This window comes from Baekduia soli (assembly GCF_007970665.1).
Taxonomy (GTDB): domain Bacteria; phylum Actinomycetota; class Thermoleophilia; order Solirubrobacterales; family Solirubrobacteraceae; genus Baekduia; species Baekduia soli.
Genome location: NZ_CP042430.1, coordinates 5017618 through 5041984, shown reverse-complemented (window position 1 = coordinate 5041984; position 24367 = coordinate 5017618). Strand labels below are relative to the sequence as shown.

Sequence of the window (24367 nt, the reverse complement as noted above, 5' to 3'; positions counted from 1 at the left end):
TCGGCCGATCCGCGCCTGCGGAGCCCGCGATCGCCGGAACACCCGTTCCACCATCTTCGATCATCTTCTTGCAGCAACGCACACCAGTGGTACCCTCGCGGCCGTGAAGATCACCATCCTGGGCGGCGGCGGCTTCCGCGTCCCGATGCTGTATGACGCGCTGCTGGCCTGTGCGCCGCGGCTCGGGGTCGACGAGCTCGCGCTCTACGACATCAGCAGCGAGCGGCTGAACCGCATCAGCGTCGTCCTGCAGGGGCAGGCCGCGGCCTCCGGCGGGGTGCTGCTGCCCTTCACCTGCACCACGCGGCTCGAGGAGGCCCTGGAGGGCGCGGATTTCGTGTTCTGCGCGATCCGGGTCGGTGAGCTGGAGGGGCGCGTCATCGACGAGCGCGTCCCGCTGAACGCCGGAGTCGTCGGGCAGGAGACCACCGGCCCGGGCGGCCTCTGCTTCGCGCTGCGGACCGTCCCGGTCATGCTCGAGCTGGCCGAGGCGGTCGCGCGCCACGCCCCGCGGGCCTGGTTCGTCAACTTCACCAACCCGGCCGGCCTGGTGACCGAGGCCATCCAGGGCGTGCTCGGCGGGCGCGTCGTGGGGATCTGCGACTCGCCGACCGCGCTGTGCCGCCGGGTGGCCAGAGCGCTGCGCCGCAACCCCGAGGACCTGTGGTTCGACTACTTCGGCCTGAACCACCTCGGCTGGCTGCGCGCCGTCCGCGACGGCGAGCGCGACCTGCTGCCGGACCTGCTCGCCGACGACGCGCGCCTGGAGAGCTTCGAGGAGGGCCGCCTCTTCGGCGGGGAGTGGCTGCGCTCGCTGGGGATGATCCCCAACGAGTACCTGTACTTCTATTACTACGCCTCGGATGCGGTGGGTGCGGTGCGCTCGAGCCTGCAGTCGCGAGGCGAGTTCCTGCTCGAGCAGCAGCACGCCTTCTACGCCGCGGGCGGCGACGGCCCCGCCGCCGCGTTGCACGCCTGGCACGCGACGCGCCGCGAACGCGAGGCGCGCTACATGGAGGAGGCCCGCAGCGCGGCCGGGCTCGACGGGCGGGACGAGCACGAGATGGACGCCGGGGGCTACGAGGGGGAGGCGATCGCCGTCGTCGAGGCGATCGCGCGCAACCAGGGCCGCGTGCTGATCCTCAACACCGCCAATGCCAGCAGCCTGCCGTTCCTCGACGCCGGCGCGGTGGTGGAGGTGCCGTGTATCGCCGGGTCCACCGGGATCGTCCCGACCGCGGTCGGCGACGTCCCCGGCCATGCGCGCGGGCTGATCACCACCATCAAGGACGTCGAGCGTACGACCATCGAGGCGGCGGTCTCCGGCTCGCGCGAGCTGGCGGTCCAGGCCATCGCGCTCCACCCGCTCGTGCCGTCGGTCACCGTCGCGAGGCGGATCTTCGACGCCTACTCCGCGCAGCACCCGCAGCTGCGCCACAGCCTGCGGTGACCTACGACGTCGTCGTCGCAGGGCCGCCGTTCCTCGATCTCGGCTTCCTCGGGCTGCCGCGTCTGCCGCGCCTGGGCGAGGAGCTGCACGCGACCGGGCTCGTCGCCGGCCCGGGCGGCGCCGCCATCACCGCGATCGCGGCCGCCCGGCTCGGGCTGCGCAGCGCCGTGGCGTGGCCGGTGGGCGACGACGCCGCCGGCCGCTGGCTGGCGGAGGCGCTGGCCGCCGAGGAGGTCGCGTGGGTGGGCCCTCGGGTCGAAGAGACGCCGGTCACCGCGATCATGGCCCTGGACGGCGACCGCGCGATGGTCACGCGGGTCACGCCGACCGACACGGCAGATCCGCCGCCGGACGGACGGGCGCTGGTGACAGCCCTGGACCGCGCCCGCGCGGCAGCGGCGGCGGCCCCGGGCCGGGTCTACGCGATGGCCGACTTCGCCGGGGCCGGGGGCGCGCTGCCCGACCTGACCGGTGTCCGCGCCTTGGTGCTCAACGCCGGCGAGGCCCGGCGGCTGACCGGGAAGGCGGACGTCGAGGCGGCGCTCGGGGCGCTGGTCGCCGGCACCGGCGCGGCGGCCGTCGTGGTCACGCGTGGAGCGCTCGGCGCGATCGCCGCCGAGCGCGACGGCGCGGTGCTCACCGCGCCGTCCGTCCCGGCGCAGCTCGTGGACGCGACGGGCGCCGGCGACGTCTTCGCGGCGGCCTACGTCTGGGCCGATCTTGCCGGGCTGGCGCTCGCCGACGCCCTGGCGCTGGCGGTGCTGGCCGGAGCGCTGGCCGTGTCGGTGCCGTCGGGCGCCGCGGGAGCGCGGGCATGCGCCGGGCTCGCGGCCCGTGCGCAGCGGCTGGGCCTGGCTCTTCCGGGCGCCTGACCTCGCGGGGGCCGGTCAGGCCATCGGGGAGCCGACCGCGAGCGACGCCCAGCGGCCGCTCTGCAGGAAGCGCTCGATCTGGTCGACGTAGGGACCGATGTCCAGCCCCTGCTGGGCCAGCCAGGCATCGTCGTAGTAGGTGTGGGTGTAGCGCTCGCCGGGGTCGCACACCAGCGAGACGATCGAGCCACGCTGTCCCTGCTCGAGCATCTCGGCGATGAGCTGGAGCACGCCGTAGAGGTTCGTCCCGGTGGACGCTCCTGGGGAGCGCGACAGCGACCCGGCTGCCACCCGGGCGGCGGCGATCGAGGCCGCGTCGGGGACCTCGATCATGCGGTCGACGACGTCGGGCAGGAACGACGGCTCCACCCGCGGGCGGCCGATGCCCTCGATGCGCGAGGCGCGCGGACAGGTGAGGTCCCGGTCGCGGCTGCGATGGAACTCGGCGAAGACCGAATGCTCGGGATCGACCACGCAGACGCGTGTCGACAGCCGCTGATAGCGGACGTAGCGCCCGATCGTGGCCGACGTGCCCCCCGTGCCGGCGCCGACGACGGCCCACATGGGCACCGGGTGGGGCTCGCGGCGCATCTGCTCGAAGATCGATTCGGCGATCGTGTTGTTGCCGCGCCAGTCGGTGGCGCGCTCGGCGTAGGTGAACTGGTCCATGTAGTGGCCGTCCAGCTCCCGGGCGAGGCGCTGGGACTCGCGGCACATCTCCGAGGCCTGCCTCACGAAGTGGCAGCTCCCGCCATAGCGCTCGATCTCGGCGACCTTCTCGGCCGAGGTGCCGGAGGGCAGCACGGCGACGAACGGCAACCCGAGCAGGCGGGCGAAGTAGGCCTCTGAGACCGCCGTCGATCCGGATGAGGCCTCGATGATGGGGCGGCCCTCGCAAATCCAGCCGTTGCACAGGCCGTAGAGGAACAGGGAGCGGGCCAGCCGATGCTTCAGCGACCCGGTCGGATGCGTCGACTCGTCCTTGAGATAGAGGTCCACGCCCCAGTCCACGGGCAGCGGGTAGCGCAGCAGATGGGTGTCGGCGGAGCGCTCGAAGTCCGCCTCGATGAGCGCGATGGCCTGCGCGGCCCAACGGCGTGCCCGGACAGGACGCGGCACAACTTCGCTCATGCTCGCAATCTTAGCGACAGTTGTTTACGCTTGAGAACATGTTCACACACGCCGCGCGCTCCGAGTCCGTCGCGACGTGAGGCCGGTCGTGTTCGAGGCCGGCGGCGGTGTCGTCCTGCGCGGCATCGCGCAGGGCACAGACGCCGACGGCGCGCCGCTCCTGCTGGTGCACGGCTTGGCCTCGAACGCCCGGATGTGGGCCGGGACGGCGCGCGAGCTGGACGCGCTCGGGCATCCCAGCGTATCGGTCGACCTCCGCGGGCACGGCACGTCGGACAAGCCCGACGGCGGGTACGACTTCCCGACCATGGTCGAGGATCTTGTCCGTGTGCTGAGCGCGCTGGCCGCGGAGCATGGCGAGCGCTGGCGCCGGCCCGTCGTCGCCGGGCAGTCGATGGGAGGCAACCTCGTGGTCGAGCTGGCCGCCTCGCATCCCGGTGCCGTCGCCGCCGTCGCGGGCGTCGACGGCGGCATGATCGATCTGCCCGCGCACTTCCCCGCATGGGCCGACTGCGAGCGCGAGCTCGCCCCGCCCGACCTGACGCACCGCACGCCCGACGAGTTGCGCGCGATGATCCGGGCCGGCTCGCCCGACTGGCCGGAGGAGGGCATCGACGCGATGATGGCCTGCTTCGGCGTCAGCGACGAGGGCACCGTGCGCCCCCACCTGACGCGCGAGCGCCACATGAGGCTTCTGCGCGAGCTCTGGGAGCGCCCGCCGGCACGTCGGCTCGCGCACCTGACGGTCCCGATGCTGCTCCTGCCCGCCGAGGGTGGAGGGTCCGTCGCGTTCACCGCCGACAAGCGCCGCGATGTGCAGCACGCGCTGGACACCCTCGCCCGAGGGCGGGCGCACTGGTTCTCCCCCGCCGACCATGACATCCACGCCCAGCATCCCCGGCAGCTCGCCGAGGTCCTCCATGACGCGATCGCCGACGGCTTCCTCGCCTGACCGCCCGGACGGCCCGGTCCTCATGATCGGCGCCCATCCCGATGACATCGACTTCAACGCCGCCGGATGCGCGATCGCGTGGCGTGCACAGGGCGTCGACGTCACGTGGTGCGTCGTCACCGACGGCCAGAGCGGTGGCTTCGACGCGGACCTCGACCGCGCCGAGGTGCCGGCCCAGCGCCGTGGCGAGCAGCGGGCGGCGGCCCGCGCGGCCGGGGTCGAGGACGTCGTGTTCCTCGGCCTGCGCGACGGCGAGGTGGCCGATGATCCCGCGCTGCGCCGGGAGCTGGCGCGCGTGATCCGCCGCGTCCGGCCCGTCCGCCTGCTCGTGCACTCGCCCGAGCGCGACTGGTCGCGCGTGTACCAGTGCCATCCCGACCATCTGGCGGTCGGGGCCGCGGCGCTCGCCGCCGTCTACCCCGAGGCGCGCAATCCGTTCTCCCACACGGAGCTGCTCGAGGCCGGGCTCGAGCCTCACGCCGTGCCCGAGACGTGGCTGTACGGTGCGCCGGCTCCGGATCTCGCTGTCGACGTCACGGCGGAGGCGGCGGGCAAGGAGGCCGTCCTGGCCTGCCACGTCAGCCAGCACGACGCCGCCGGTGGCCTGATCACCGCCGCACGGCGCGCGGGTGAGGACGCCGGTGCGGCGGCCGGGATGGCCGCCGGCCGCGTCGCCGAGGTCTTCCAGCGGGTCGACACGCGATGACCACCCACTGCACACACGTCCACGCGGATGGCCGACGGCCGAGGAGGAAGTCATGAGGATCCACGCAGGGGCCCGGCGCCGTGGGCGACGGCGCGCGCAGCTCGCAGGCGTTGCGGTGGCCGCGACCGCGGCACTCGCCGCGGGCTGCGGAGGGGGCAAGCCGGTCGACACCGGACAGCACGCGCCGGCCGGCGCCGGCGGCACGTCGGGCGGGGCCGCGCTGACCAGCGCGACGTTCGCCGAGCCGCCGAACTCGCCCACGTACTACATCTTCCCCTTGACGCCGCTGACCAACTACAACGGCAACAACGATGCGCAGTTCCAGGACCTGATCTACCGGCCGCTGTACTGGTTCGGCAAGGACGGCACCCCCGGCTTCAACGACCGCCTGAGCCTGGCCGACACACCGACCTACCGCGACGGCGGCCGCACCGCCGTCGTGAAGCTCAAGCCCTACAAGTGGTCGGACGGCACCCCGATCACCAGCCGCGACGTGGTCTTCTGGATGAACCTGCTCGTGGCGGCCAAGGACAACTGGGCCGGGTACGTGCCGGGCGAGTTCCCCGACAACGTCAAGAGCGTCAAGGCCCAGGGCGCCGACACCATCGCGTTCACGTTCGACAAGGCCTACAACCCCGACTGGGTCCTCTACAACGAGCTCAGCCAGATCACGCCGATGCCCCAGCACGCCTGGGACAAGACGAGCGCGGCGGGAACCGTCGGCGACGCGGACATGACCCCGGCGGGAGCCAAGAAGGTCTACGCCTTCCTGGCCAAGGAGGGCGGCAAGCTCGGCAGCTACGCGGCCAACCCGCTCTGGAAGGTCGTCAGCGGCCCGTGGAGGATCGGGAGCTTCGACACCTCCAACCGCGTGACGCTCGTGCCCAACCCGGCGTACTCGGGCCCGGTCAAGCCGGTGCTCAAGACGTTCAAGCTCGTGCCGTTCACGAGCGACACGGCCGAGTACAACGTGCTGCGCGCCGGAGGCGACCTCGACTACGGCTACCTGCCCGCGCAGAACGCGGCGCAGATCCCCCAGCTCGCGAGCAACGGCTACAAGGTGTCCAAGACGGCCACGTGGTCGATCAACTACACCGTCCTGAACTACAACAACGCGCAGGCCGGACCGCTGTTCAAGCAGCTCTACATCCGCCAGGCCATGCAGACCCTGATCGACCAGGGGACGTGGGTGAAGGCAGCCCTCGGCGGGTACGGCGCCGAGACGCATGGTCCGGTTCCGATCGACCCGCCCAACCCCTTCGCCAGCCCGCTGCTCAAGCAGGGCGTCTATCCCTACGCCCCCGACAAGGCGGTGGCGATGCTCAAGGCCCACGGCTGGGACGTCAAGCCCGACGGTGTGAGCACGTGCGCGTCCCCGGGCTCCGGGCCGTCGCAGTGCGGCGCCGGGATCAAGGGGGGCGCCGGACTGCACGTCACCCTCGAATACGCCAACGGCATCGCAGCCCTCGACCGGGGCATCCAGTCGGTGCAGTCGACGTTCTCCAAGGCGGGCATCAAGCTCGAGCTCAAGCCCGAGCCGCTGGACACGCTCAACGCGCACGAGGTCCGCTGCAAGCCCGGCGAGTCCAAGTGCGACTGGCAGATGGTGCAGGGCGATCTGGCGTGGACCTTCCAGCCCAACTACTACCCCGAGGGCTCGCTGATCTTCTCGAGCCAGGGCTCGTCGAACGCGGGGGGCTACAGCGACCCGCAGGCCGACAAGCTCATCACCGCCACGCACATCAGCACCGATCACCAGGCGCTGGTGGCCTACGAGGACTACCTGGCGCGCCAGCTGCCGGTCCTCTGGACGCCGAAGCCCGACGCGCTGGTCGCGGTGAGCACCAAGCTCTCCGGAACCCAGCCCAAGGACCCGTTCGGGAACCTCTACCCGGAGGAGTGGCGACCGGCGGGCTGAGCCCGGGAGCCGAGCGGAGCACTCGATGGCGGGCTATCTCCTCCGCCGCGCGGGGCAGGCGATCGTCGTGCTCTTCGTGGTGACCGTGTTGGTGTTCCTGCTCGTGCGCCTGCTGCCCGGGGGGCCCGCCGAGGCCATCCTCGGGCGGCGGGCCACCCCGGCGGCCAAGGCCGAGTTCAACCATCTCAACGGCTACGACCGCGCGCTGCCGGTGCAGTACGCCGTCTACGTCGGTCACCTGTTCCAGGGCGACCTGGGCTACTCCTACAAGCGCAGTCAGAGCGTCACCGCGCTGCTCGGCCAGACGCTGCCCAAGACCCTCCTGCTCGTGGGCGTGAGCACGCTGCTGGCGGCGCTGCTCGCCGTCCCCCTGGGCATCCTGCAGGCTGTGCGCCGCAACCGGCCGGTGGACTACGTGTTCACCGGCGCGGCGTTCATCTTCTACGCGATGCCCAGCTTCTGGCTGGGCCTCGTGCTCGTCGAGCTCTTCGCCGTGCGCCTCGGCTGGTTCCCGCCGCAGGCGCCCCAGGGCAGCATGGGCGAGGTCCTGTCGCACCCGTCAGGCCTCGTGCTCCCGGTGGCCACGCTGGCCCTGGTCACCATCGCCCAGTTCAGCCGCTACATGCGCTCCTCCATGCTCGAGCAGCTCTCCCAGGACTACGTCCGGACGGCCCGGGCGCGCGGCGTGCCCGAGTGGCGCGTGGTCGTGCGTCACGCGCTCTCCAACGCGTTGGTCCCGGTGGTCACCCTGCTGGGCCTGAGCCTTCCCTGGATCCTGGGCGGTGCGCTCGTGGTCGAGTCGGTCTTCAACTTCCCGGGCACGGGACTGCTCTTCTGGAACGCCGCCCAGGGTCAGGATTACGCCATCATGCTCGGCGTCACCCTCGTGGCGGCCATCGGGACGGTGGTCGGGTCGCTGTTCTCCGACCTCATGTACGCGGCGCTCGACCCGCGCGTGCGCTACGACTGATGGCCGCGCTGCCCCCGCACCCGAGCTCGCCGGCCGGCCGCCCGCCGTCGCCGCCGGCGAGGTGCCCGCCGGCCGCTCGGTGTGGCGGCTCGTCCTGGACGTCTTTCTCGAGAATCGGCTGGCGATCGCCGGACTGGCCATCGTCGTCGCGATGGTGCTCTTCTGCTTCGTCGGCCCGCTGATCTACCGCACCGATCAGATCCACGTCATGCTCGACCAGGCCTCCAAGCCGCCCAGCGGCGCCCACCCGCTGGGGACCGACGACACCGGCCGCGACATGCTCGGGCGCCTCATGCTCGGCGGCCAGACCTCGCTCGAGGTCGGCTTGGCGGCCGCGGTCATCGCGACCTTCTTCGGCGCGCTGTGGGGCGCGGTCGCCGGGTTCACCGGCGGTGCCGTCGACTCGCTGATGATGCGGTTCGTCGACGGCCTCCTGGCGATCCCGTCGCTGTTCCTGCTGCTGTTCCTGGCCTCGGTGCTGACCACGAGCGTTCCCATGCTCATCCTCGTGGTGGCCCTGATCTCGTGGCTGGCCCCGGCGCGCCTCGTCCGCGGGGAGACGCTGTCGCTGCGCGGGCTGGACTACGTCCACGCGGTGCGCGTGATGGGCAGCCGCGGACCCTGGCGCGCGATCCTGCGCCACATCATCCCCAACACCGTGGGGACGATCGTGGTCAACGTCACCTTCCAGATCGCCGACGCGATCCTCATCGTCGCGACGCTGAGCTTCCTCGGCCTCGGGGTGCGCCCGCCGTCGGCCAACTGGGGGTCGCTGCTCTCCGACGGGGTGACCTACACGGCCAACGGCTATTGGTGGCTGGTGTACCCGCCCGGCGTGGCGATCGTGCTGACCGTCGTGGCCTTCAACTTCATCGGCGACGCGCTGCGCGACGGGCTCAGCGCCCGCCTGCGCGTCCGCTGACGTCGACGAGCGGGAGGTCACCCGCGGTCGTCGACGACCCCATCCGACGCGCCCGCGGCGGGCGCCAGCAGCGGGAAGTGGCACGCCGCGACGTGTCCGGGACCGAAGGGGCGCAGCGCGGGGACCTCGGCCGCGCAGCGCTCCTCTGCGCGCGGGCAACGCGTACGGAACCGGCAGCCTGACGGTGGATCGACGGGGGAGGGGAGCTCGCCGCGGATGGCGACCGGGCGCCGGCGGCGCCGCACGTCGGGCTCGGGCCGCGGGATGGTCTCCACGAGGCCGGAGGTGTAGGGGTGCGCGGGGGCGGCGTAGATGCGCTCGGCCGGTCCGACCTCGACGAGCCGGCCCAGGTACATGACGCCGACCCGGTCGGCGAGGTAGCGGATCACCGCGAGGTCGTGGGAGATCACGACGTAGGTCAGACCGTGTCGGGCGCGGGTCTCGCGCAGGAGGTTCAGCACCTGCGCCTGGACGGAGACGTCGAGCGCGCTGACCGGCTCGTCGGCCACGATGAGCCGCGGGCGCAGCGCGAGCGCGCGAGCCAGGCCCACGCGCTGGCGCTGGCCGCCGGAGAGCTCGTGGGGCAGGCGGTCGGCCACCTCGGCGCGCAGCCCGACCTCCTCGAGCAGTCGCGCCACGGCCGCCGTGCGCTCGCGGCGGGTGCCGACGCGCTGGATCGCCAGCGGCTCGGCCACGCTGGCGCCGACGCGCATCCGCGGGTCGAGCGAGGCATCCGGGTCCTGGAACATCAGCTGGACGTCGCGCCGCATCACCCGCAGTTCGCGACGGCCGGCCTCCGAGAGGCTGACGCCGGCGACGCGCACCTCGCCGGACGTGGGGAGCTCGAGTCCGACCATGAGCCGTGAGAGCGTCGACTTCCCGCAGCCCGACTCACCGACGAGGCCGAAGACCTCGCCCTCGGCCACGGACATCGACACCTGGGTGATCGCGTGGACGTGGCTGCGGGCCCGGCGCAGCGACAGGCCGCCGCCGACCGGGTACTCCTTGGTGACGCCACGGACGTCCAGCAGCGGCGCGGTGGCGATCGCGCCCTCCGTCGCGCCGGCCACGCTCATGCCGCCGTCCCGATTCCGAGCGGGTGCAGGCACGCCCAGCGGTGGCCGCCGGGCCCCTCGAGCGCCGGGTCGTTCGCGCGGCAGTCGGCCTGTGCGCGGGTGCAGCGCGGAGCGAAGCGACAGCCGGCGGGCGGCGCGCCGAGGTCCGGCGGCGCGCCGGGGATGCTCGGCATGGGCCGGGACCGGTCCTGGTCGAGGGTGGGGATCGATGCGAGCAGGCCCGCGGTGTAGGGATGCCGCGTCGCGCGGAACAGCTCGGCGGTCGGCGCCGTCTCGACGACGCGCCCGGCGTACATGACCGCGACGCGGTCGGTGTGCCCGGCGATCACGCCCATGTCGTGGGTGATGAGGAGCAGCGCCATGCCCAGCCGCTCACGCAGATCGTCGAGGAGATCGAGGATCTGGGCCTGGATCGTGACGTCGAGCGCGGTGGTGGGTTCGTCGGCGATGAGCAGCCGCGGCTCGCAGACCAGCGCCATGGCGATCATCGTTCGCTGGCGCATGCCGCCCGAGAGCTGGTGGGGATAGCTGTCCAGCCGCTCTCGGGGCCGGGGCAGCCCGACGAGCGCGAGCACCTCGGCGGCGCGATCGCGCGCCGCGCGGGAGCCGACGCCGTTCTGCAGCCGCAGCGGCTCGGCGATCTGGTCGCCGATCGTCATGCTGGGGTTCAGCGCGGTCAGCGGATCCTGGAAGATCATGCCGAGCTGGCGGGCGCGCACGCGCCGCCGCTCGCGTTCGGACAGGCCGGTCAGATCGCGGCCGCAGAGGCGCACCTGGCCGCCCACGGTCCGGCCGCCGGGCGGAAGGAGGCCCAGGATGGCCAGCGCGGTCATGCTCTTGCCGCAGCCCGACTCTCCGACGAGGCCGACCGTCTCACCGGCGGCGACCTGCAGGGAGAGGCCGTCGATCGGGCGGATGATCCGGTCGCGGCGCTGGATGGCCACCCGCAGGTCGTCGATCTCGAGCACCGGGTCCTCGAGGGTGTCGCGGCCGGCGCCGGCCAGGCCGGCGGAGGGTGCCGGGCCCCCGGAGCTCATGCCACGATCACCTCGACCCCCGCCGCCTCGAGCGCACGTCGCGACGCGTCGGGGACGCCGGTATCGGTCACCACGGTGTCGAGGTCGCGAGCCTCGCAGATCGACACGAAGCCGCTGGTGGTGAACTTCGCCGCATCGGCCAGCAGCACCGTGCGGTGGGCGGCGGCGAGCATCGCCCGCTTGATCGGGACCTCGACGATGGTGGAGTCGCGGATGGTGAGCCGCCGGTCGATGCCCGAGGCGCCGAGGAAGGCGATGTCCGCGCTCATGGTCCGCAGGGTCTCCTCGGCGATGAAGCCGACGAGCGAGCGGTAGTTCCGGCGGACCTGGCCGCCGGGGAGCACGAGCGTGACGGCCTCGGCGCTCAGCAGCTCCTCGTAGACGGCGAGATTGGTCGTGATCACGGTGATCTCGTGATCACGGAGGCCGCGGGCGGCCTGCAGCGCGGTCGTCCCCACGTCGATCATGACCGTCTGGCCGTCCTGCACGAGCGCTGCGGCCGCTGCGCCGATGCGCTCCTTCTCGGCCAGCCGCTCGACCACCGTCTGGGTGAACGGGCGCTCCGGCTGGGCGGGGACCGCGCCGCCGCGCACGCGCTCGATCCGCCCGGCGCCCTGGAGCTCTTGGAGGTCGCGCCGCACCGTCATCTCCGAGACCTTGAAGCGCGCGGCCAGCTGGCCCACCTCGGTCATGCCGGAGCGGACGGCGTCCTCCATCGACCTTCGCCTCTCGGCCGGCAGCATCGTCGGCAGTGTAGTGGCGGTCGTGTTCGCACATCAACGGGTTGCGTTTGAAAAGGTCCGGAACTGTTTGATTCTGGGAGGCGTGGCCACCGACCTCGAGCTGACGTCGAAGCCGACGCCGCAATCCGCCGCGCCAGGTCCGCCGCGGAACGCGCCGGAGTTCTTCATCAGGTTGCTGGCGGGACCTGGCGCGTAGCCCGAGATGCAGACCCGCCTGCGCGCGCTGGCCGTCGACCGACCGGCCGGATTCCTCATTGCTACGGGGCTGTGAGCTGCGCGGCGATGGCGGCGCCGTCGAGCCACACCTGCTCGCGGCTGATCCCATCGTCTTTGAAGTCCCAGACGTGGAGCATCCGGAATGTCACCCTGCGGCCTTGGCCCGGGATGCCCATGAATGCGCCCTTGACGACACACGTGGCGTCATGCTCGACGACGCAGAAGTCCTCGCCGTACTGCTCGCGCTTGGGGATCATCTGCTCGGTGTGGAGGTCGGTGATGAGATGGTCGTAGAAGCCCTGGGCGGCCGCCGGCCCATGGACGGGGCCGGTCGGCGAGCCGATCACCTCATGCTCGACGTCATCGGTATAGACGCTGACGGCGCCCGCGGTGTCGCCGGCCATCTCGGCGGCGATGTGCTGCTCGATCAGTTCCTTCATGCGCTGCTGATTCATGGCGCGTCCTCGATGGTAGTACGGCAAGCCGTACGAAATAGTATGCTGTACCGTACTGGTATGTCAAGCGCGACTCGGGCAGTCCCACCGCTGACCGTCGGTTCGATGCTGCGGTCGGCGTGGACCGAGCTGATCGACGAGGTCTTCGAGAACCTCGTGGCCGCTGGCTTTGACGACTTGCGCCCCATCCACCGGCCCATCCTGCGCGACCTGCTCGTCTCGAACTTGCGACCGTCAGAGCTCGCCGCCCGCCTGCGTCTCAGCAAGCAGGCCGCCAACGATCTCGTCCGCGAGTTCGAGTCCAACGGCTACATCACGCTCGAACCCGACCCCGACGACGGCCGCGCCAAGCGCATCGTCGCCACCCAGCGTGGCCGGCAGGCCAGCGACACGGCACAGGAGAGCAGCAACGCTGTCGGACGCCGCTGGGCCGAACTCGTCGGCGAGGAGCGCTACGCCGTGTTCGAAGAGGTCCTACACGCCATCGTGGCAGCCGACGGCGCCCAGTAGCGACCCGACGCTCCGCCTCGCCCTCCCGATCAACAGGGCGCGCGCGACATGCTTCTTGCCATCTGCAGCCGCGATCGCAGCGAGCAGGCGCTGGTCTCCGTGGTCCAGCAGGCCCATGTCTGCGGCGTCAGCACGCGCCGCGTCGATCGAGGTCAGCCGGACCCCGAGGCCAGAGATCAGCTCCTCGCCGCTCGCGGGCATCGTCGCCGCCACGCGGGTGGAGTCGCCCTTCCCCCCGTAGTGCCTTGTTGGTGTTCATCGATCGCCGCCTTCCGACGGGGGTGGCTGCATACGGTCGAGGTGCTCGACGGCGGCGCCCACGTGCGCCACGAATCGCGCCACCGCCTCTCGGACGGGCGGCCCGGCGGCACGGTCGCGGACCGCCGCGAGGAGGTTGAGCCGCGTGCCGGCCACCCAAGCCGACAGCTCGCGGTCGGCCGCCCAGCCGCGCTCGGCACGCCACGTCGTGGCGCACATCCGCGGCCAGTCGAGGATGCTGCGCGGATAGGGGTTGGGCGGACAGAGCCGGTTGTTGTCGGCGTCCGTGCCGCCCCGGGCCTCCAGGTGTCCGATCAGCGCCGCGTTGAACGTCGGTGAGTTGTGGCGCACCTGCTGGAGCACGACGCGGCACGGCTGGAAGATGGGCTGTGCGGGTGCGTCGTTGAGGCCGCGCGCCGTGCAGTCGACGTGGATGACCGACGTGCCCGCCGCGACCTGCCCGCGCTCGAGCAGGACCCGGTCGGCCTCGATGCGCCGAACCCGCCCGAGGCGGACGACGTGGTCGATTTCGCGCAGCGCCTCGAGCTCGGCCCCGCTGAGCATGGCGGCGCGATACATGCTGGCAGGGGCCGACGGATCGATGCGCAGCAGGCGGCCGCCGTCCTCGAGACGACCGAGCAGGTCGTCGAGATCCCCCGCCTGGGCCGCCGCCTCCGCGTCGAGGGCGATGCCGGCCATGGTCGCGCCGACCTGATCGAGCGGCTGGAACTCGCGGCGGTCGTGGAACCATGCGTCACGGGGACGGATCCAGCGGATGTGGTCGGGCGCGACGTCGTGACCGAGAAGCCACGTGCACGCGTCGACCGCGGTCTTGCCGGCGCCGATGACGCTGTACACGGCCCCCGGGCGGACGACATCGGGGAGCTTGTGGATGCCGATCAGCGGCGCGCCCGGCGCGACGTCGAACGTCGGGGAATGCGTCGCGGGCACCGACGCCTCGAGGTAGCGCGCGTCGACGACCTTCCGGCGCACGGCGATGCGCTGGTCGATGCCGGTGCGCCGGTCCCGCACCAGGTGCACGCCGGCCTCGACGCCCAGGTGATCGTGGCCGGTGAGCAACCGCACGCGCCCGGAGGCGTCGAGCTGCGCGGCCACGGCGTCGAAGTAGCGGTGCAGCTCGGGCCCGGACGCGCGCTCGTAGAAGCCCTCGACGTCGAGGCGGTCCTCGCCGAGGGGGATCGAGTCCACGCCGTAGTAGGCCGAGGGCGTGTGCAGGCGGACGAAGGGATACGCGTCGCGCCAGTGACCACCGACGGCCGGGCGGCGGTCCACAAGCGTCACCTCGACGTCGGCGCCGGCGATCAGCGCGTCCGCGAACGCCAAGCCGCTCGCGCCTGCGCCCACAACCAGGTAGTCGGTCTCCACGCTCCACTCCTCAGAGGAAAAGAACGGTCGTTCTCTTCTGGCGCGAGATTAGCACGGTCGTGCGTTTAGACTCCGTGAGATGGCGATGGACGAGGTCGTTGTCGGCAAGGGGGCACGCACGCGGGCGCTCGTGCTCGACGAGGCGGCGCGCCTGGCGACCGTGGTCGGGATCGACGGGCTGTCGGTAGGTGGATTGGCGAAGGCGACGGGCCTGAGCAAGAGCGGCGTCTTCGCGCACTTCGGATCCAAGCAGGAGCTGCAGCTCGCCACCGTCGAGCGGGCCCGGGCGACCTTCGCCGAGGAGGTGCTGCGGCCGGCGCTCCGGGCGCCGCGGGGCATCGAGCGGCTCCTGGCCGCCTGCGAGGCCTTCCTCTCGCACGTCGAGCGCCGGGTCTTCCCGGGTGGCTGCTTCTTCTCGGCGGCCGCGGTCGACGTCGCGTCCTGGCCGGGGCCGGTGCGCGACGCCATCGCCGCGCAGCGTCGCGAGTGGCTGGGGGTGCTCGAGCGGCTGGTCCGCGAGGCCCAGGAGCTCCACGAGCTGGACGACGCCGACCCGGCGCAGCTGGCCTTCGAGCTCCAGGCGCTGCTGGCCGCCGCGAACACCACGTTCGTGCTTGAGGGCGACCCGGCCGTCTTCGATCGGGCGCGCCGCGCCGTGGATCGACGCGTCTCGCGCGACGCGCCCTGAGCCACGCGCGGCGGGCTCATCCGCCTTGTCCCGTCCGACGCCCGCGGTTCGGAGGTCCCGCTGGCCCGCCGTCGCGCAGAAGGCGGACGCGGATGAGGTCGTCACCCCGCGGTTGGCGCGGCGGGTGTGGGGCCCGGACGGCAGGTACGGGTCTTCCGCGAGAGGTCGGGACGCCGAACCGGGGCTTCGCCGCAACGCCAGCGCAGGGCGACCAACGGCTGTCGCTTGCGATCGGTCTGGACGACCGTTGCCGGCGTGGACGAGATGGGAGGCTCGATGGCGCCCCACTTCCGACCTGGGTCTCGGAAGCGCCTCGCGCAACTCGAAGAGGTGGATCGCCGCGACATCGTCGTCAGGAGCTATGAGAACGGCGCGCGGAGGTACGACAGCGAGGCCGAGAAGCGCCGGAGGGTCTCGACTGACCGCCTGTGAGTCGCTGCGCTGCCGTGGGCGCAGAGGAGACCAACCTTCCGGGACCTCGTGATCGAGCTTCTCGCCGCCAACCCGGTCCGGGACCGCAGATGAAGGACGATTGCGGCGAGTCCAGGTCCGGAGCAGCTGGTGATCTCATCGCCGCCGCCGACCTCGAGCGCGGCCGGGCGGCAGACGACGCGGTCGCTGCCCCCACTCGGTGCGTGCGATCACCGCGTAGGGACGATGTGTCAACCGAGCGAGTCCATCGTGTCCGCGGTGCTGTGCATCACGCCTCGGTGCATCTTGTCGAGGATCTGGCGCAACATCCGGGAGACCTGCATTGGCGAGAGCCCCATCATCCGGGCGATGTCGTGCTGAGTGAGGTCGTCGTCGAAGCGGAGTCGCAGGATGTCTCGTTCACGGCCCGTGAGCGTCTGGGCTGCGAGCGCCGCCATGGTGGCCTTGTCCTCGACGTGTCCGAAGCCGTCATCGATCTGGCCGTGAGACCGGTCAAGGGGGTCGCCTGGCTCCGTCGAGTCGTCGTCGGTCGACAGTGAGTCGGCGTACCGAGCGTTGAGGGCCTCGTGCGCCTGCCGGACGTCGGTGGGGAGCATGCGAGCGCGCGTGCGATGTCGTCAACGGTGACCGCGCCCCGGCCGTCGGCCTGCAGTTGCTGCGCCATGCGCTCGACTCGCAGTGCCCGCTCCTGCAGGCCGCGCGGCGGGCGCACGGCCCAGCCGCGATCACGGAAGTGCCGGCGCAGCTCACCGCTCATGGTGGGGAGGGCATAGGAGCTGAACGCCGCCCCGTTTGCGGGGTCGTAGCGGTCGATGGCCTTCAGAAGACCGACCGCCGCGACCTGGAACAGGTCGTCGAACGGCTCAGGGCCTGAAGCGAACTGGCAGGCGGCGAAGCGCGCCATGGGGAGATAGCGCACGACGATGCGGTCGCGAGTGGCCCGGTCACGGGTTCGGGCAAAGCGACGCAGCAACCGCTCGCCGTCGGACGAGACAGGAGTGCGTGGTCGCGCGTTGGGCATGAGGCTCCTGCAGGGCGTTCGGGGTGAACATCAATGCGCAGGAGATCGTCACCGACCGCACGGGTCGTGTCATCCGCATTGGCATACGAGGCGCGATGCGGGCAAACCACAACCCGGTTGTGAAGTTCCGAGAGAGACGATGGTCGGCGTCGCTCGGCCGGGTCCCGCGCTCGACGCTGACCGGGGGGTGGAGCGGGTCGGATCGTGGGTGGGACGGCTGCTCGGTGGTGATGGTGCGGCCCGGTGTCCGAGCGCTCCTCCTTCGAGGAGCACCGGGAAGCAGCCTCAGCGGCGCCCGGCGCAGGCCGGGCGCCGCTGGTCGGTAACCGGGGTCGGGACGCTCAAGCGACGGTCGTGGCGAGAGGCCGAGCAACGGTCGCGCGTTGCAGCGCTAGGGGGCGGTAGAGAGGAGTCCCCGTAGCATGCCGCCCCTGCCGTGGTCGATGGCGACCGGGCAGCAGTCGATGGCGGAGGCGTCCTTGGTTACCAGGCTGGGACGGCCGGAGCCGTGTTGGGTCGGCCGATGTTCAGGATCATGCGGTCTGCATCGGCGTCGGCCATCCGTAGTTGCTCGCGCTTCCGCTGCGGCAACTCACGTCTACAACCTTCGGTCGCCGCCAGTGCGACCACGCGCATCCATCGTGGCGGACCCCGTACCCCAGAGCTCAGACAGCCAGGCAACCCGCGACGAGCCCGGTCAGGCGCTCCACGCGGATGCATCGTCGGCCCTGAGTGGCGCGACTGGTCTGGAAGGGGGAGGACGAGGATGCTGACGGGGCAGGCGCCGGTCCGTGGTGGCTTGAGCGTGGACCTGAGCCCGGTCGTGCGCCGCGTACGCCTTGACCCTCAAGTCGTGATCGCTCACCGCTCGCCTCCCGACACGATGGCCCGCAGATGGCGAACGACGATCAGGGGGCGGTCCGTGCAACCGGGCCGGTGTCGCCGCGATCGAGGCCGGTGTCCTGGACATCGGGAAGATGGCGCCGACCTGGGGCGGCCCGGTCTCCGGGACCGCCTGGGCGCGCCGCCCGGCCCGCCTGCGCGAGGCCGGCGCCGGGCGCCCGGCCGCGGTGCTGCGCTCCGCCCGGCTCGACGGGCGCGCCGAGCCGGCCGACCTGCGGGCGCTGCGGGGCTGGATCGACGACCCGGCCGCGTACGGGTGGGGGGCGACCGTGACACGCAGCCGCGAGCTGCTCATCGCGCAGGCGCTCACAGCGTCTTGATCAGCCCGCCGTCGATCACCACGTTCTCCCCGGTGACGTTGCCGATGCGCTCGGAGGCGAGCATGACCGCCAGCGCGGCGACCTCGTCGGGCCGCGTGAAGCGGCCCGTGGCGAATCCGCCGATCCCGGCGATGACGCGCTCGCGCGCGGTGTCGGCGTCGACGCCGCTCATGGCGGCGACGGTCGCCGCGACGCCGTGGTCGCCGAGCCACAGGTCGGTCTCGACCGGGCCGGGCGAGATCGCGTTGACGCGGATGCCGCTGGCGCCGAACTCCTGCGCCAGCGCCTTGGTCAGGTTCGCGACCGCGGCCTTGGCGGCCCCGTAGTGAGTCCACGGTGGCGCCGTCGGGCTGGAAGAACGCGTTGACCGAGGCGATGTTGACGACCGCGCCGCGACCCTGGTCGACCATCGGCACGAGGGCCGCGCGCGTGGCCCGCAGGGTGGTGAAGAAGTTCAGGTCCAACGCCCACCGGAACTCGTCGTCGCCCAGTGCGAGGAAGCCGTCCAGCCGCAGCCGCACCCCGCCGACGTTGTTGACGAGCACGTCGATCCGGCCGTGGTCGTCCATCGCCCGCCGGATCAGCGCCGGCGGCCCGGCGGCGTCGGCGAGATCGACCGCCACCGGCGTGACGCCCGCGATGCCCTCCAGGGCGTCGGTCGTGCGCGCGGCGGCGACGACCTGCGCGCCCTCGGCCGCGAACGCCTCGGCGACGGCCAGCCCGATGCCCTTGCTCGCACCGGTCACGATGACGACGGCGCCCCGGAGTCCCAGGTCCATCGCTCAGCCCTCCGCGGTGACGCTCAGCGCCCAGTCGATCGCGTAGTCGGCGACCTCCTCCCAGCCCTCCTGGCCCAGGGTGAAGTGCGAGCGCCCCGGGAACTCCTTGAGCTCCGTGACCGCCGTCTCGGTCTTTTAGTGCTTGGAGTTGGAGCGGTGTCGGCGCGCAGGGCCTCGACGTCGCCGTCCATCCCCGGCCAGCTGGGCGCCAGGACGGTGAGGCCGCGCCGCTCGTAGCGCTGCACCCAATGCTCCCAGCTGCGGCCGTTCATCCACAGCCCGTGGATGAGGACGACGGTGGTGGGGCTCGTGGTCTCGGTCATGGGCGCGACGCTATGACCCGTCGCTCCGGCGATCCAATGCCGATCGCGTGCGCGTCATGCGCCGCGCGCATGGCGTGCCGCGAAGGCGGCGAACGCGCGCACCGCCGCGGTGCCCGCATCCGTGCGGTGCACGACCTCGTAGCTCATGGACGCCGCGGGCACCAGCGTCAGCCGCGCGACGGCGTCCGGGAACCCGGTGGCGACCGAGACCGACAGCGCATCAGGCGTGCGCAGCGCGTTCATCGGCACCAGGTCGGGGGCCTCCTGGAACTGCGGGCGCATGCCCGCCGCGTCGAACAGCCGCCGCACGCGGCGGTTGAACCCGGAGGTCCTGCCGGCGGCGCCGCCGACCAGGAGCACCCGTACGCCCTCGAGGTCCCGCAGCGAGAGCTCGCCGCGATCGGCGAGGCGATGCCCGGGGTGCGCCCACACCGACAGGGGCTCGTCGCGCATGTGGTGGTAGGTCAGCGCCGGCAGCCGGTTGGGCTCCAGGACGATCGCGGCGTCCAGCTCGCCGCCCGCGACGCGGCGCTGGAGCACGTCGCTCAGCGCGGAGTGGACCTCCATGTCGACCGCGCCGTAGCGCTCGTGGAACGCCTCGGCGAGCCCGAACCACTCCTGGTGGGAGGCCATGGTGACGCCGAGCGCGAGCCGGCCGCGCGGCTCGCTGCCGCGGCCGATCGTCAGCGCGTCCTCCGCGGCGGCGAGCGCGACGCGTGCCTTGTCGAGCAGCTCGCGCCCGGAGCCGGTCAGCTCGACGCCCCGCGGGACACGGATGAGCAGCTGCGCGCCGAGCTCCTCCTCGAGCCGGCGCATCTGCCGGGAGAGCGCCGGCTGGGTGATGAACAGGCGTGCGGCGGCCCGGCCGATGTTGCCCTCCTCGGCCACCACGATGAACACCGGAAATGGCGAAGGTCGACCGCCACGGCGCGCACGATACCCGCGCGCTGACACGGCTCGTAGCGGATCCACCAGTTCCGCATCCACGCTGCGCCAGCTAGGTTGGCGGGACGTGCCCACCGGCCCGCAACCGGCGCGCCCGCCCCAGGCCGGCGACGCCGCGCGCCCTGACTCCACCCGCACCCTCCTGGTCCTGGGCTCGGCGGGCATGGCCTATGCCATGGGCCAGACGACGCTGTTCCCGGCGCTGTCCGAGCTCATCCGCGCGCTGCACACCGACGCGGGCTCGGTGGCCTGGACGTTCAGCGGCTACATGGTGTCGGCCGCCGTCCTGACGCCGGTCTTCGGCCGCCTGGGCGACATGTTCGGCAAGCGCGTCATCCTCGTCCTGGCCCTCGTGCTGTTCACCGTCGGCAACGTGATCTCGGCGCTGGGCGATACCCTCGTCATCGTGGTCCTCGGGCGCGTCGTGCAGGGGGCGTCGGTCGGCGTGTTCCCGCTGGCCTTCGGCGTCATCCGCGACGAATTCCCACCCGAGCGGGTTCGCACCGGCGTGGGCGTCATATCGGGGACGGTGGGCGTCGGCTCGGGCGTGGGCCTGGTGGTCGGCGGCCTGCTCGTCGACCACGCCGACTACCACTGGATCTTCTGGGCGAGCGCCATGGTCGGCGCGGTCTCCGCCGTGGCCTGCCGGCTCTACATCCCCGAGTCGCTCGTGCGCCGTCCGGCGCCCGTCGACATCCGCGGCGCCGTGGTCATGGCCGTGGGGCTCGTGCTGCCGCTGGTCGCCATCAGCGAGGCCAAGACCTGGGGCTGGGCCAGCCCCCGCACGCTCGGGCTCATCGCCGCCGGCGCGGTCGTGCTCGCGGGCTGGGTGGTGCTCGAGCGGGCCACGGAGCACCCGCTGGTCAACATGCGCACGCTGGGCCAGCCGCCGGTGCTGGCGACCAACGTGGTGACGATCCTCATCGGCTTCGGCATGTTCGGGTCCTACGTGCTCGTGCCCCAGCTCGCGCAGGCGCCGAGCTCGGGCGGCTTCGGGTTCGGTGACGACGCCACGATCGCCGGGCTGCTGCTCGTGCCCGGCTCGCTGCTCATGCTCGTCACCGGGCCGGTGTCGGGGATGATCGGCGCGCGCTTCGGCAGCCGGATCCCGCTCGCCGTCGGCGGCGTGATCAACGGCGCCGGCATGCTCGCGCTGGCCTGGAGCCACGGCAGCTACCTGCTGGTCCTGGTGCTCACGAGCGTCGCCCTGACCGGGGTCGGGCTCGGCTACGCGGCCCTGCCCAACCTCATCATCGACGCCGTGCCCCGCAGCGAGACGGGCGAGGCCACCGGCGTCAACACGGTCATGCGCGGCATCGGCGCCGCGCTCGGCGGCCAGGTGGTCGCGACGATCCTCGCCGGCAGCGCCGCGGCGGGCAGCACGGCGCCGGCGGAGTCCGGGTTCCGGACCGCGTTCGTCGTGGGCGCCACGATGGCGCTGGTGGGCGCCGGGTTCGCGCTGCTGATCCCCCGGGCGCGCGGCGCGCCGGGCGAGCACCTCGACGTGCTCGGCGAGATCGGGGCCGCCGCCCCGCTGGGCGAGCCGCCCTACGTGCCCGACTGAGCCGGCCGTCGAGCACCTCCGTTTGTGCGGGGCCGGGCGCCACGAACGTGTGGTAGCCATGACCCATCGAGTGCGCGAACGTGTGCACTCCCCGCCACAGCGAGGTTTGACCCATGCACGCAGACGCGCACAAGATCCGTGAGAAGTGGGCCGCCGGCGAGGCCGTCGCCGGTCCGTTCGTCCAGCTTCCGGCGCCCGGGCTGGTCGAGATCTTCGCGCTGGCGGGCTACGACTTCGTCGTCGTCGACCTCGAGCACGGCGCGTTCGGCATCGAGGTCGCCGAGAACATGATGCGCGCCGCGCACGGGCGCGGGATCCCGGCGATGTCGCGCGTGCTGGCCAACCGCCCGGAGCTCATCTGCGCCGTGCTGAACGTCGGCGCCGCGGGCGTGCTCGTCCCGCACGTGGACACCCCGGACGAGGCCCGCGCGGCCGTGCGGGCGGCGCGCTTCGCGCCGAGGGGCGCCCGTGGTCTGTGCCCGTTCGTGCGCTCGGCCGACTACTCGGCCGCCAAGGGCCCCGACTACTACGCCGAGGCGTCGGAGGCGGTGATCGTCGGCATCCTGCTCGAGGGCCGCTCGGCCTACGAGTCGATCGACGAGATCCTGGCCATCGACGGGCTCGACGTGGTCATGATCGCGCCCTACGACCTGTCGCAGTCGCTCGGCGTGCCCGGCGAGGTCGACCATCCCAGCGTCCGGGAGACCTTCCAGGACGTGTGCGCCCGCGCCGCGACGACGGGCAAGACCGTCGGGATCTTCACCGAGGGCGCGGAGAAGGCCGCCGAGTGGGTCCGCCTCGGGGCCCGCATGATCGGCGCCGACGTCGACAGCCAGATCCTGTGGCACGCCGCCCGTGCCGAGGTCGAGCAGTTCCGGGCCATCCTGGCGGCCGCGCCGGCGTGAGCGCGCTGACGGGGCGCTTCGCCTACCCGCGGACCGCCGAGGTCCGGTACGGCCCGGGCGCGCTGGCCGGCCTGGCCGACCTCGTCGACGGCCGGGCGTTCGTCATCGCGTCGCGGACCCTGCTCGCGAGCGGCCTCGACGACCAGCTGCGCGACATCCTCGGCGACCGCCTGGCCGGCGTGCACGCCGGGGTCGCCCAGCACGTCCCGCGCACCGCGGTGATCGAGGCGGCGCAGGCCGCGCGCGCCGCCGGGGCCGAGACGCTCGTGTCGGTCGGCGGCGGCACGCCGATCGACTGCGCCAAGGGCGTCGCGCTGTGCCTGGCCGCCGGCATCGAGGCGGCCGGGCAGTTCGACGAGCACCACATCCGCTTCACCTACCCCGACCAGCTCGAGGTGCCCGCGCTGCCGGCCACGGCACCGCCCCACATCGCGGTCCCCACCACGCTCTCGGGCTCCGAGCACACCAACCTGTTCGGGATCACCGATCTCGACCGCCACGAGAAGCACCTGTATGTCGGGCCGGCGTTCGCGCCGACCGCGGTGATCCTCGACGGCGAGCTGGCGCTGCGCACGCCGGCCGACCTGTGGGCGGCCTCGGGCGTGCGCGCGCTGGACCACGCCGTGGAGGGCACGCTGTCGCGGCGCCACGTGCCGTTCATGGACGCGCTGGGCGCCGAGAGCCTGCGGATCATGCGCGCCCACCTTGAGGAGAGCGCGCAGGAGGACCGGCTCGAGGCCCGCAGCGAGTGCCTGCTCGGGGCCTGGCTGGCGATCTACGCCCTGACCAACGTGGGGGCCGGGCTGTCGCACGCCATCGGCCACCAGCTCGCCGCGCAGTTCGACATGATGCACGGCGTCACGTCGGCGATCATGCTGCCGCACGTCCTGCGCTTCAACGCCGGCGTCGTCGGCGACCGCATCGTGCGCCTGGCCGAGCCACTGGGCGTCGACGTCGGCGGCCTGGCGCCCGACGCCGCCGCGGCCGCGGTCATCGACGGGCTCGCGGCGTTCATCGGGCGCCTGGAGCGCTTCGGCGTTCCGCACACGCTCAGCTCTGCCGGCGCCACCCGGCCCGAGCTCGACGACGTCGCCGACCGCGTCCTGGGCGACATGGGCGCCGCGGTCAACCCGCGGCCGCTGACACGCGCCGACCTGCTCGACCTCTTCCAGGCGGCGTGGTAGCCGCGACCCGATGAAGGAGCCGCCATGGCCAAGCTGACCCTGACGTTCGACAACGGCCCGCACGCCGTCTGGACCCCGCACGTCCTCGACGTGCTCAAGGCGCGCGCCATCAAGACCACGTTCTTCGTCGTCGGGCGCCGGCTGCTGCTCTGGCCCGAGCTGCGCGGCGTGCTGGAGCGCGCCCGCGACGAGGGCCACTGGATCGCCAACCACTCCTACAACCACGTCTACTCGCTCGGCGACATCGACCGCGACGACGCGTACGACGTCGAGGTCAAGAGCACGTTCGACGTGCTCGGCGACCTCGCCCACCCCGACCGCCTCTACCGGCCCTTCTGCAACGCGGGCATCGTCAACGACCGCGTGTTCAAGAAGATCGACGTCCAGCGCCTCCAGGAGGACGGCGCGACGATCGTGTTCTTCAACTCGCTGCCGCACGACTGGGACGACAAGGAGGGGTGGGTCGGCCGGGCGCTGGACGACATCGAGACGCGCGACTGGTCGACGATCGTCCTGCACGACATCGCCGGCTATCCCGACAACGTCGACGTCGGCGCGATGGCCCGGCTGGACGAGTTCATCACGATCGCGCTCGAGCGCGGCCACGAGTTCGTCCAGGAGTTCTCGCCCGACACCATCCTCGTCGAGCGTGGGAAGCCGTTGCAGGACATCGGCTTCCTGATGCACTGATCTAGGAGGAC

At 72.4% G+C, this 24367-nt stretch carries 22 protein-coding genes and 3 pseudogenes; 14 read left to right on the top strand and 11 right to left on the bottom strand.

What is annotated here, in order from left to right:
• Nucleotides 1-103 precede the first annotated feature (103 nt).
• The gene (locus FSW04_RS24535) at nucleotides 104-1450 is read left to right on the top strand and encodes a family 4 glycosyl hydrolase (RefSeq protein ID WP_146923065.1); all 1347 of its coding nucleotides are present in this window, start codon (nucleotides 104-106) and stop codon (nucleotides 1448-1450) included.
• On the top strand, nucleotides 1447-2322 hold the full coding sequence (locus tag FSW04_RS24530) for a carbohydrate kinase family protein (RefSeq protein ID WP_146923063.1): 876 nt from the start codon (nucleotides 1447-1449) through the stop codon (nucleotides 2320-2322). The genes FSW04_RS24535 and FSW04_RS24530 overlap by 4 nt, the downstream gene beginning before the upstream one ends.
• A 15-nt stretch (nucleotides 2323-2337) precedes the next feature.
• On the opposite strand, the gene FSW04_RS24525 is transcribed toward FSW04_RS24530, so the two are convergent.
• On the bottom strand, nucleotides 2338-3453 hold the full coding sequence (locus tag FSW04_RS24525) for a PLP-dependent cysteine synthase family protein (protein ID WP_146923061.1): 1116 nt from the start codon (nucleotides 3451-3453) through the stop codon (nucleotides 2338-2340).
• Nucleotides 3454-3529: 76 nt separating this feature from the next.
• Between FSW04_RS24525 and FSW04_RS24520 the strand changes: the two genes are divergently transcribed.
• The 5 genes from FSW04_RS24520 to FSW04_RS24500 all read left to right on the top strand — a co-directional run bounded on the left by FSW04_RS24520 (nucleotide 3530) and on the right by FSW04_RS24500 (nucleotide 8921).
• The gene (locus FSW04_RS24520; RefSeq protein ID WP_146923059.1) at nucleotides 3530-4405 is read left to right on the top strand and encodes an alpha/beta fold hydrolase; all 876 of its coding nucleotides are present in this window, start codon (nucleotides 3530-3532) and stop codon (nucleotides 4403-4405) included.
• Between the two features lie 22 nt (nucleotides 4406-4427).
• On the top strand, nucleotides 4428-5111 hold the full coding sequence (locus FSW04_RS24515; protein WP_267128271.1) for a PIG-L deacetylase family protein: 684 nt from the start codon (nucleotides 4428-4430) through the stop codon (nucleotides 5109-5111).
• Between the two features lie 52 nt (nucleotides 5112-5163).
• The gene (locus FSW04_RS24510) at nucleotides 5164-7029 is read left to right on the top strand and encodes a peptide ABC transporter substrate-binding protein (RefSeq protein WP_146923055.1); all 1866 of its coding nucleotides are present in this window, start codon (nucleotides 5164-5166) and stop codon (nucleotides 7027-7029) included.
• Nucleotides 7030-7054: 25 nt separating this feature from the next.
• A complete protein-coding gene (locus tag FSW04_RS24505; protein ID WP_146923053.1) occupies nucleotides 7055-7999 on the top strand; it encodes an ABC transporter permease in 945 nt (314 codons plus the stop codon).
• 61 nt (nucleotides 8000-8060) lie between these two features.
• A complete protein-coding gene (locus FSW04_RS24500) occupies nucleotides 8061-8921 on the top strand; it encodes an ABC transporter permease (protein ID WP_228430732.1) in 861 nt (286 codons plus the stop codon).
• A gap of 17 nt (nucleotides 8922-8938) precedes the next feature.
• Here the strand turns inward: FSW04_RS24500 and FSW04_RS28815 are convergent.
• From FSW04_RS28815 to FSW04_RS24485, 3 genes and pseudogenes are all read right to left on the bottom strand, one after another.
• Nucleotides 8939-11034, bottom strand: a pseudogene (locus tag FSW04_RS28815) (ABC transporter ATP-binding protein).
• A complete protein-coding gene (locus FSW04_RS24490; RefSeq protein ID WP_146923051.1) occupies nucleotides 11031-11777 on the bottom strand; it encodes a DeoR/GlpR family DNA-binding transcription regulator in 747 nt (248 codons plus the stop codon). Before FSW04_RS24490 ends, FSW04_RS28815 begins: the two are co-directional and overlap by 4 nt.
• A gap of 257 nt (nucleotides 11778-12034) precedes the next feature.
• A complete protein-coding gene (locus tag FSW04_RS24485; RefSeq protein ID WP_146923049.1) occupies nucleotides 12035-12448 on the bottom strand; it encodes a nuclear transport factor 2 family protein in 414 nt (137 codons plus the stop codon).
• Between the two features lie 105 nt (nucleotides 12449-12553).
• On the opposite strand from FSW04_RS24485, the gene FSW04_RS24480 reads away from it, so the two are divergent.
• Nucleotides 12554-12958 (top strand): MarR family winged helix-turn-helix transcriptional regulator, encoded by a 405-nt coding sequence (locus FSW04_RS24480; RefSeq protein WP_187369075.1) that lies wholly within the window; start codon nucleotides 12554-12556, stop codon nucleotides 12956-12958.
• Here FSW04_RS24480 and FSW04_RS24475 read toward each other — a convergent pair.
• Complete coding sequence (locus FSW04_RS24475) at nucleotides 12923-13171, bottom strand: hypothetical protein (RefSeq protein ID WP_146923045.1); 249 nt, start codon at nucleotides 13169-13171, stop codon at nucleotides 12923-12925. The genes FSW04_RS24480 and FSW04_RS24475 overlap by 36 nt on opposite strands.
• Before the next feature lie 42 nt (nucleotides 13172-13213).
• A complete protein-coding gene (locus tag FSW04_RS24470) occupies nucleotides 13214-14602 on the bottom strand; it encodes an NAD(P)-binding protein (RefSeq protein ID WP_146923043.1) in 1389 nt (462 codons plus the stop codon).
• Nucleotides 14603-14681: 79 nt separating this feature from the next.
• Between FSW04_RS24470 and FSW04_RS24465 the strand changes: the two genes are divergently transcribed.
• A complete protein-coding gene (locus FSW04_RS24465) occupies nucleotides 14682-15290 on the top strand; it encodes a TetR/AcrR family transcriptional regulator (protein WP_228430726.1) in 609 nt (202 codons plus the stop codon).
• 662 nt (nucleotides 15291-15952) lie between these two features.
• Here the strand turns inward: FSW04_RS24465 and FSW04_RS27630 are convergent.
• Both FSW04_RS27630 and FSW04_RS28810 read right to left on the bottom strand, forming a co-directional pair.
• Nucleotides 15953-16318 (bottom strand): sigma factor-like helix-turn-helix DNA-binding protein, encoded by a 366-nt coding sequence (locus FSW04_RS27630; protein ID WP_146923039.1) that lies wholly within the window; start codon nucleotides 16316-16318, stop codon nucleotides 15953-15955.
• Between the two features lie 143 nt (nucleotides 16319-16461).
• Nucleotides 16462-16626: pseudogene (locus tag FSW04_RS28810) on the bottom strand (sigma-70 family RNA polymerase sigma factor); the annotation flags it as partial.
• Nucleotides 16627-17720: 1094 nt separating this feature from the next.
• Here FSW04_RS28810 and FSW04_RS24450 point away from each other — a divergent pair.
• Nucleotides 17721-17966, top strand: a complete 246-nt coding sequence (locus FSW04_RS24450; RefSeq protein WP_146923037.1) for a hypothetical protein — start codon at nucleotides 17721-17723, stop codon at nucleotides 17964-17966.
• Here FSW04_RS24450 and FSW04_RS28805 read toward each other — a convergent pair.
• From FSW04_RS28805 to FSW04_RS24435, 3 genes and pseudogenes are all read right to left on the bottom strand, one after another.
• Nucleotides 17953-18745 (bottom strand): annotated as a pseudogene (locus tag FSW04_RS28805) (SDR family NAD(P)-dependent oxidoreductase). The gene FSW04_RS24450 and the pseudogene FSW04_RS28805 sit on opposite strands and share 14 nt — an antisense overlap.
• Before the next feature lie 23 nt (nucleotides 18746-18768).
• Entirely contained in the window at nucleotides 18769-19017 is a 249-nt protein-coding gene (locus tag FSW04_RS28800) for a hypothetical protein (protein WP_407653008.1), read from the bottom strand.
• Nucleotides 19018-19122: 105 nt separating this feature from the next.
• Nucleotides 19123-19968, bottom strand: coding sequence for a LysR family transcriptional regulator (locus FSW04_RS24435; RefSeq protein ID WP_187369072.1), 846 nt, complete (start codon nucleotides 19966-19968; stop codon nucleotides 19123-19125).
• Nucleotides 19969-20080: 112 nt separating this feature from the next.
• Here FSW04_RS24435 and FSW04_RS24430 point away from each other — a divergent pair, with 112 nt between their 5' ends.
• From FSW04_RS24430 to FSW04_RS24415, 4 genes are all read left to right on the top strand, one after another.
• Nucleotides 20081-21577, top strand: a complete 1497-nt coding sequence (locus FSW04_RS24430; RefSeq protein WP_187369071.1) for an MFS transporter — start codon at nucleotides 20081-20083, stop codon at nucleotides 21575-21577.
• Between the two features lie 113 nt (nucleotides 21578-21690).
• Complete coding sequence (locus FSW04_RS24425) at nucleotides 21691-22482, top strand: HpcH/HpaI aldolase family protein (RefSeq protein WP_146923031.1); 792 nt, start codon at nucleotides 21691-21693, stop codon at nucleotides 22480-22482.
• Nucleotides 22479-23666: an iron-containing alcohol dehydrogenase gene (locus tag FSW04_RS24420; protein ID WP_228430724.1), complete on the top strand. Its 1188-nt coding sequence runs from the start codon at nucleotides 22479-22481 to the stop codon at nucleotides 23664-23666. Before FSW04_RS24425 ends, FSW04_RS24420 begins: the two co-directional genes overlap by 4 nt.
• Before the next feature lie 24 nt (nucleotides 23667-23690).
• A complete protein-coding gene (locus tag FSW04_RS24415; RefSeq protein WP_146923029.1) occupies nucleotides 23691-24356 on the top strand; it encodes a polysaccharide deacetylase family protein in 666 nt (221 codons plus the stop codon).
• The last annotated feature ends 11 nt before the right edge of the window (nucleotides 24357-24367 follow it).

What these genes read in the sequence shown, in the direction of transcription:
- FSW04_RS28800 (WP_407653008.1), bottom strand. Translation starts at nt 19,017, where the DNA reads ATGAACGGCCGCAGCTGGGAGCATTGGGTGCAGCGCTACGAGCGGCGC.
- FSW04_RS24505 (WP_146923053.1), top strand. Translation starts at nt 7,055, where the DNA reads ATGGCGGGCTATCTCCTCCGCCGCGCGGGGCAGGCGATCGTCGTGCTC.
- FSW04_RS24465 (WP_228430726.1), top strand. Translation starts at nt 14,682, where the DNA reads ATGGCGATGGACGAGGTCGTTGTCGGCAAGGGGGCACGCACGCGGGCG.
- FSW04_RS24525 (WP_146923061.1), bottom strand. Translation starts at nt 3,453, where the DNA reads ATGAGCGAAGTTGTGCCGCGTCCTGTCCGGGCACGCCGTTGGGCCGCG.
- FSW04_RS24485 (WP_146923049.1), bottom strand. Translation starts at nt 12,448, where the DNA reads ATGAATCAGCAGCGCATGAAGGAACTGATCGAGCAGCACATCGCCGCC.
- FSW04_RS24510 (WP_146923055.1), top strand. Translation starts at nt 5,164, where the DNA reads ATGAGGATCCACGCAGGGGCCCGGCGCCGTGGGCGACGGCGCGCGCAG.
- FSW04_RS24480 (WP_187369075.1), top strand. Translation starts at nt 12,554, where the DNA reads ATGCTGCGGTCGGCGTGGACCGAGCTGATCGACGAGGTCTTCGAGAAC.
- FSW04_RS24425 (WP_146923031.1), top strand. Translation starts at nt 21,691, where the DNA reads ATGCACGCAGACGCGCACAAGATCCGTGAGAAGTGGGCCGCCGGCGAG.
- FSW04_RS24415 (WP_146923029.1), top strand. Translation starts at nt 23,691, where the DNA reads ATGGCCAAGCTGACCCTGACGTTCGACAACGGCCCGCACGCCGTCTGG.
- FSW04_RS24490 (WP_146923051.1), bottom strand. Translation starts at nt 11,777, where the DNA reads ATGCTGCCGGCCGAGAGGCGAAGGTCGATGGAGGACGCCGTCCGCTCC.
- FSW04_RS24515 (WP_267128271.1), top strand. Translation starts at nt 4,428, where the DNA reads ATGATCGGCGCCCATCCCGATGACATCGACTTCAACGCCGCCGGATGC.
- FSW04_RS24450 (WP_146923037.1), top strand. Translation starts at nt 17,721, where the DNA reads ATGGCGCCGACCTGGGGCGGCCCGGTCTCCGGGACCGCCTGGGCGCGC.
- FSW04_RS27630 (WP_146923039.1), bottom strand. Translation starts at nt 16,318, where the DNA reads ATGCTCCCCACCGACGTCCGGCAGGCGCACGAGGCCCTCAACGCTCGG.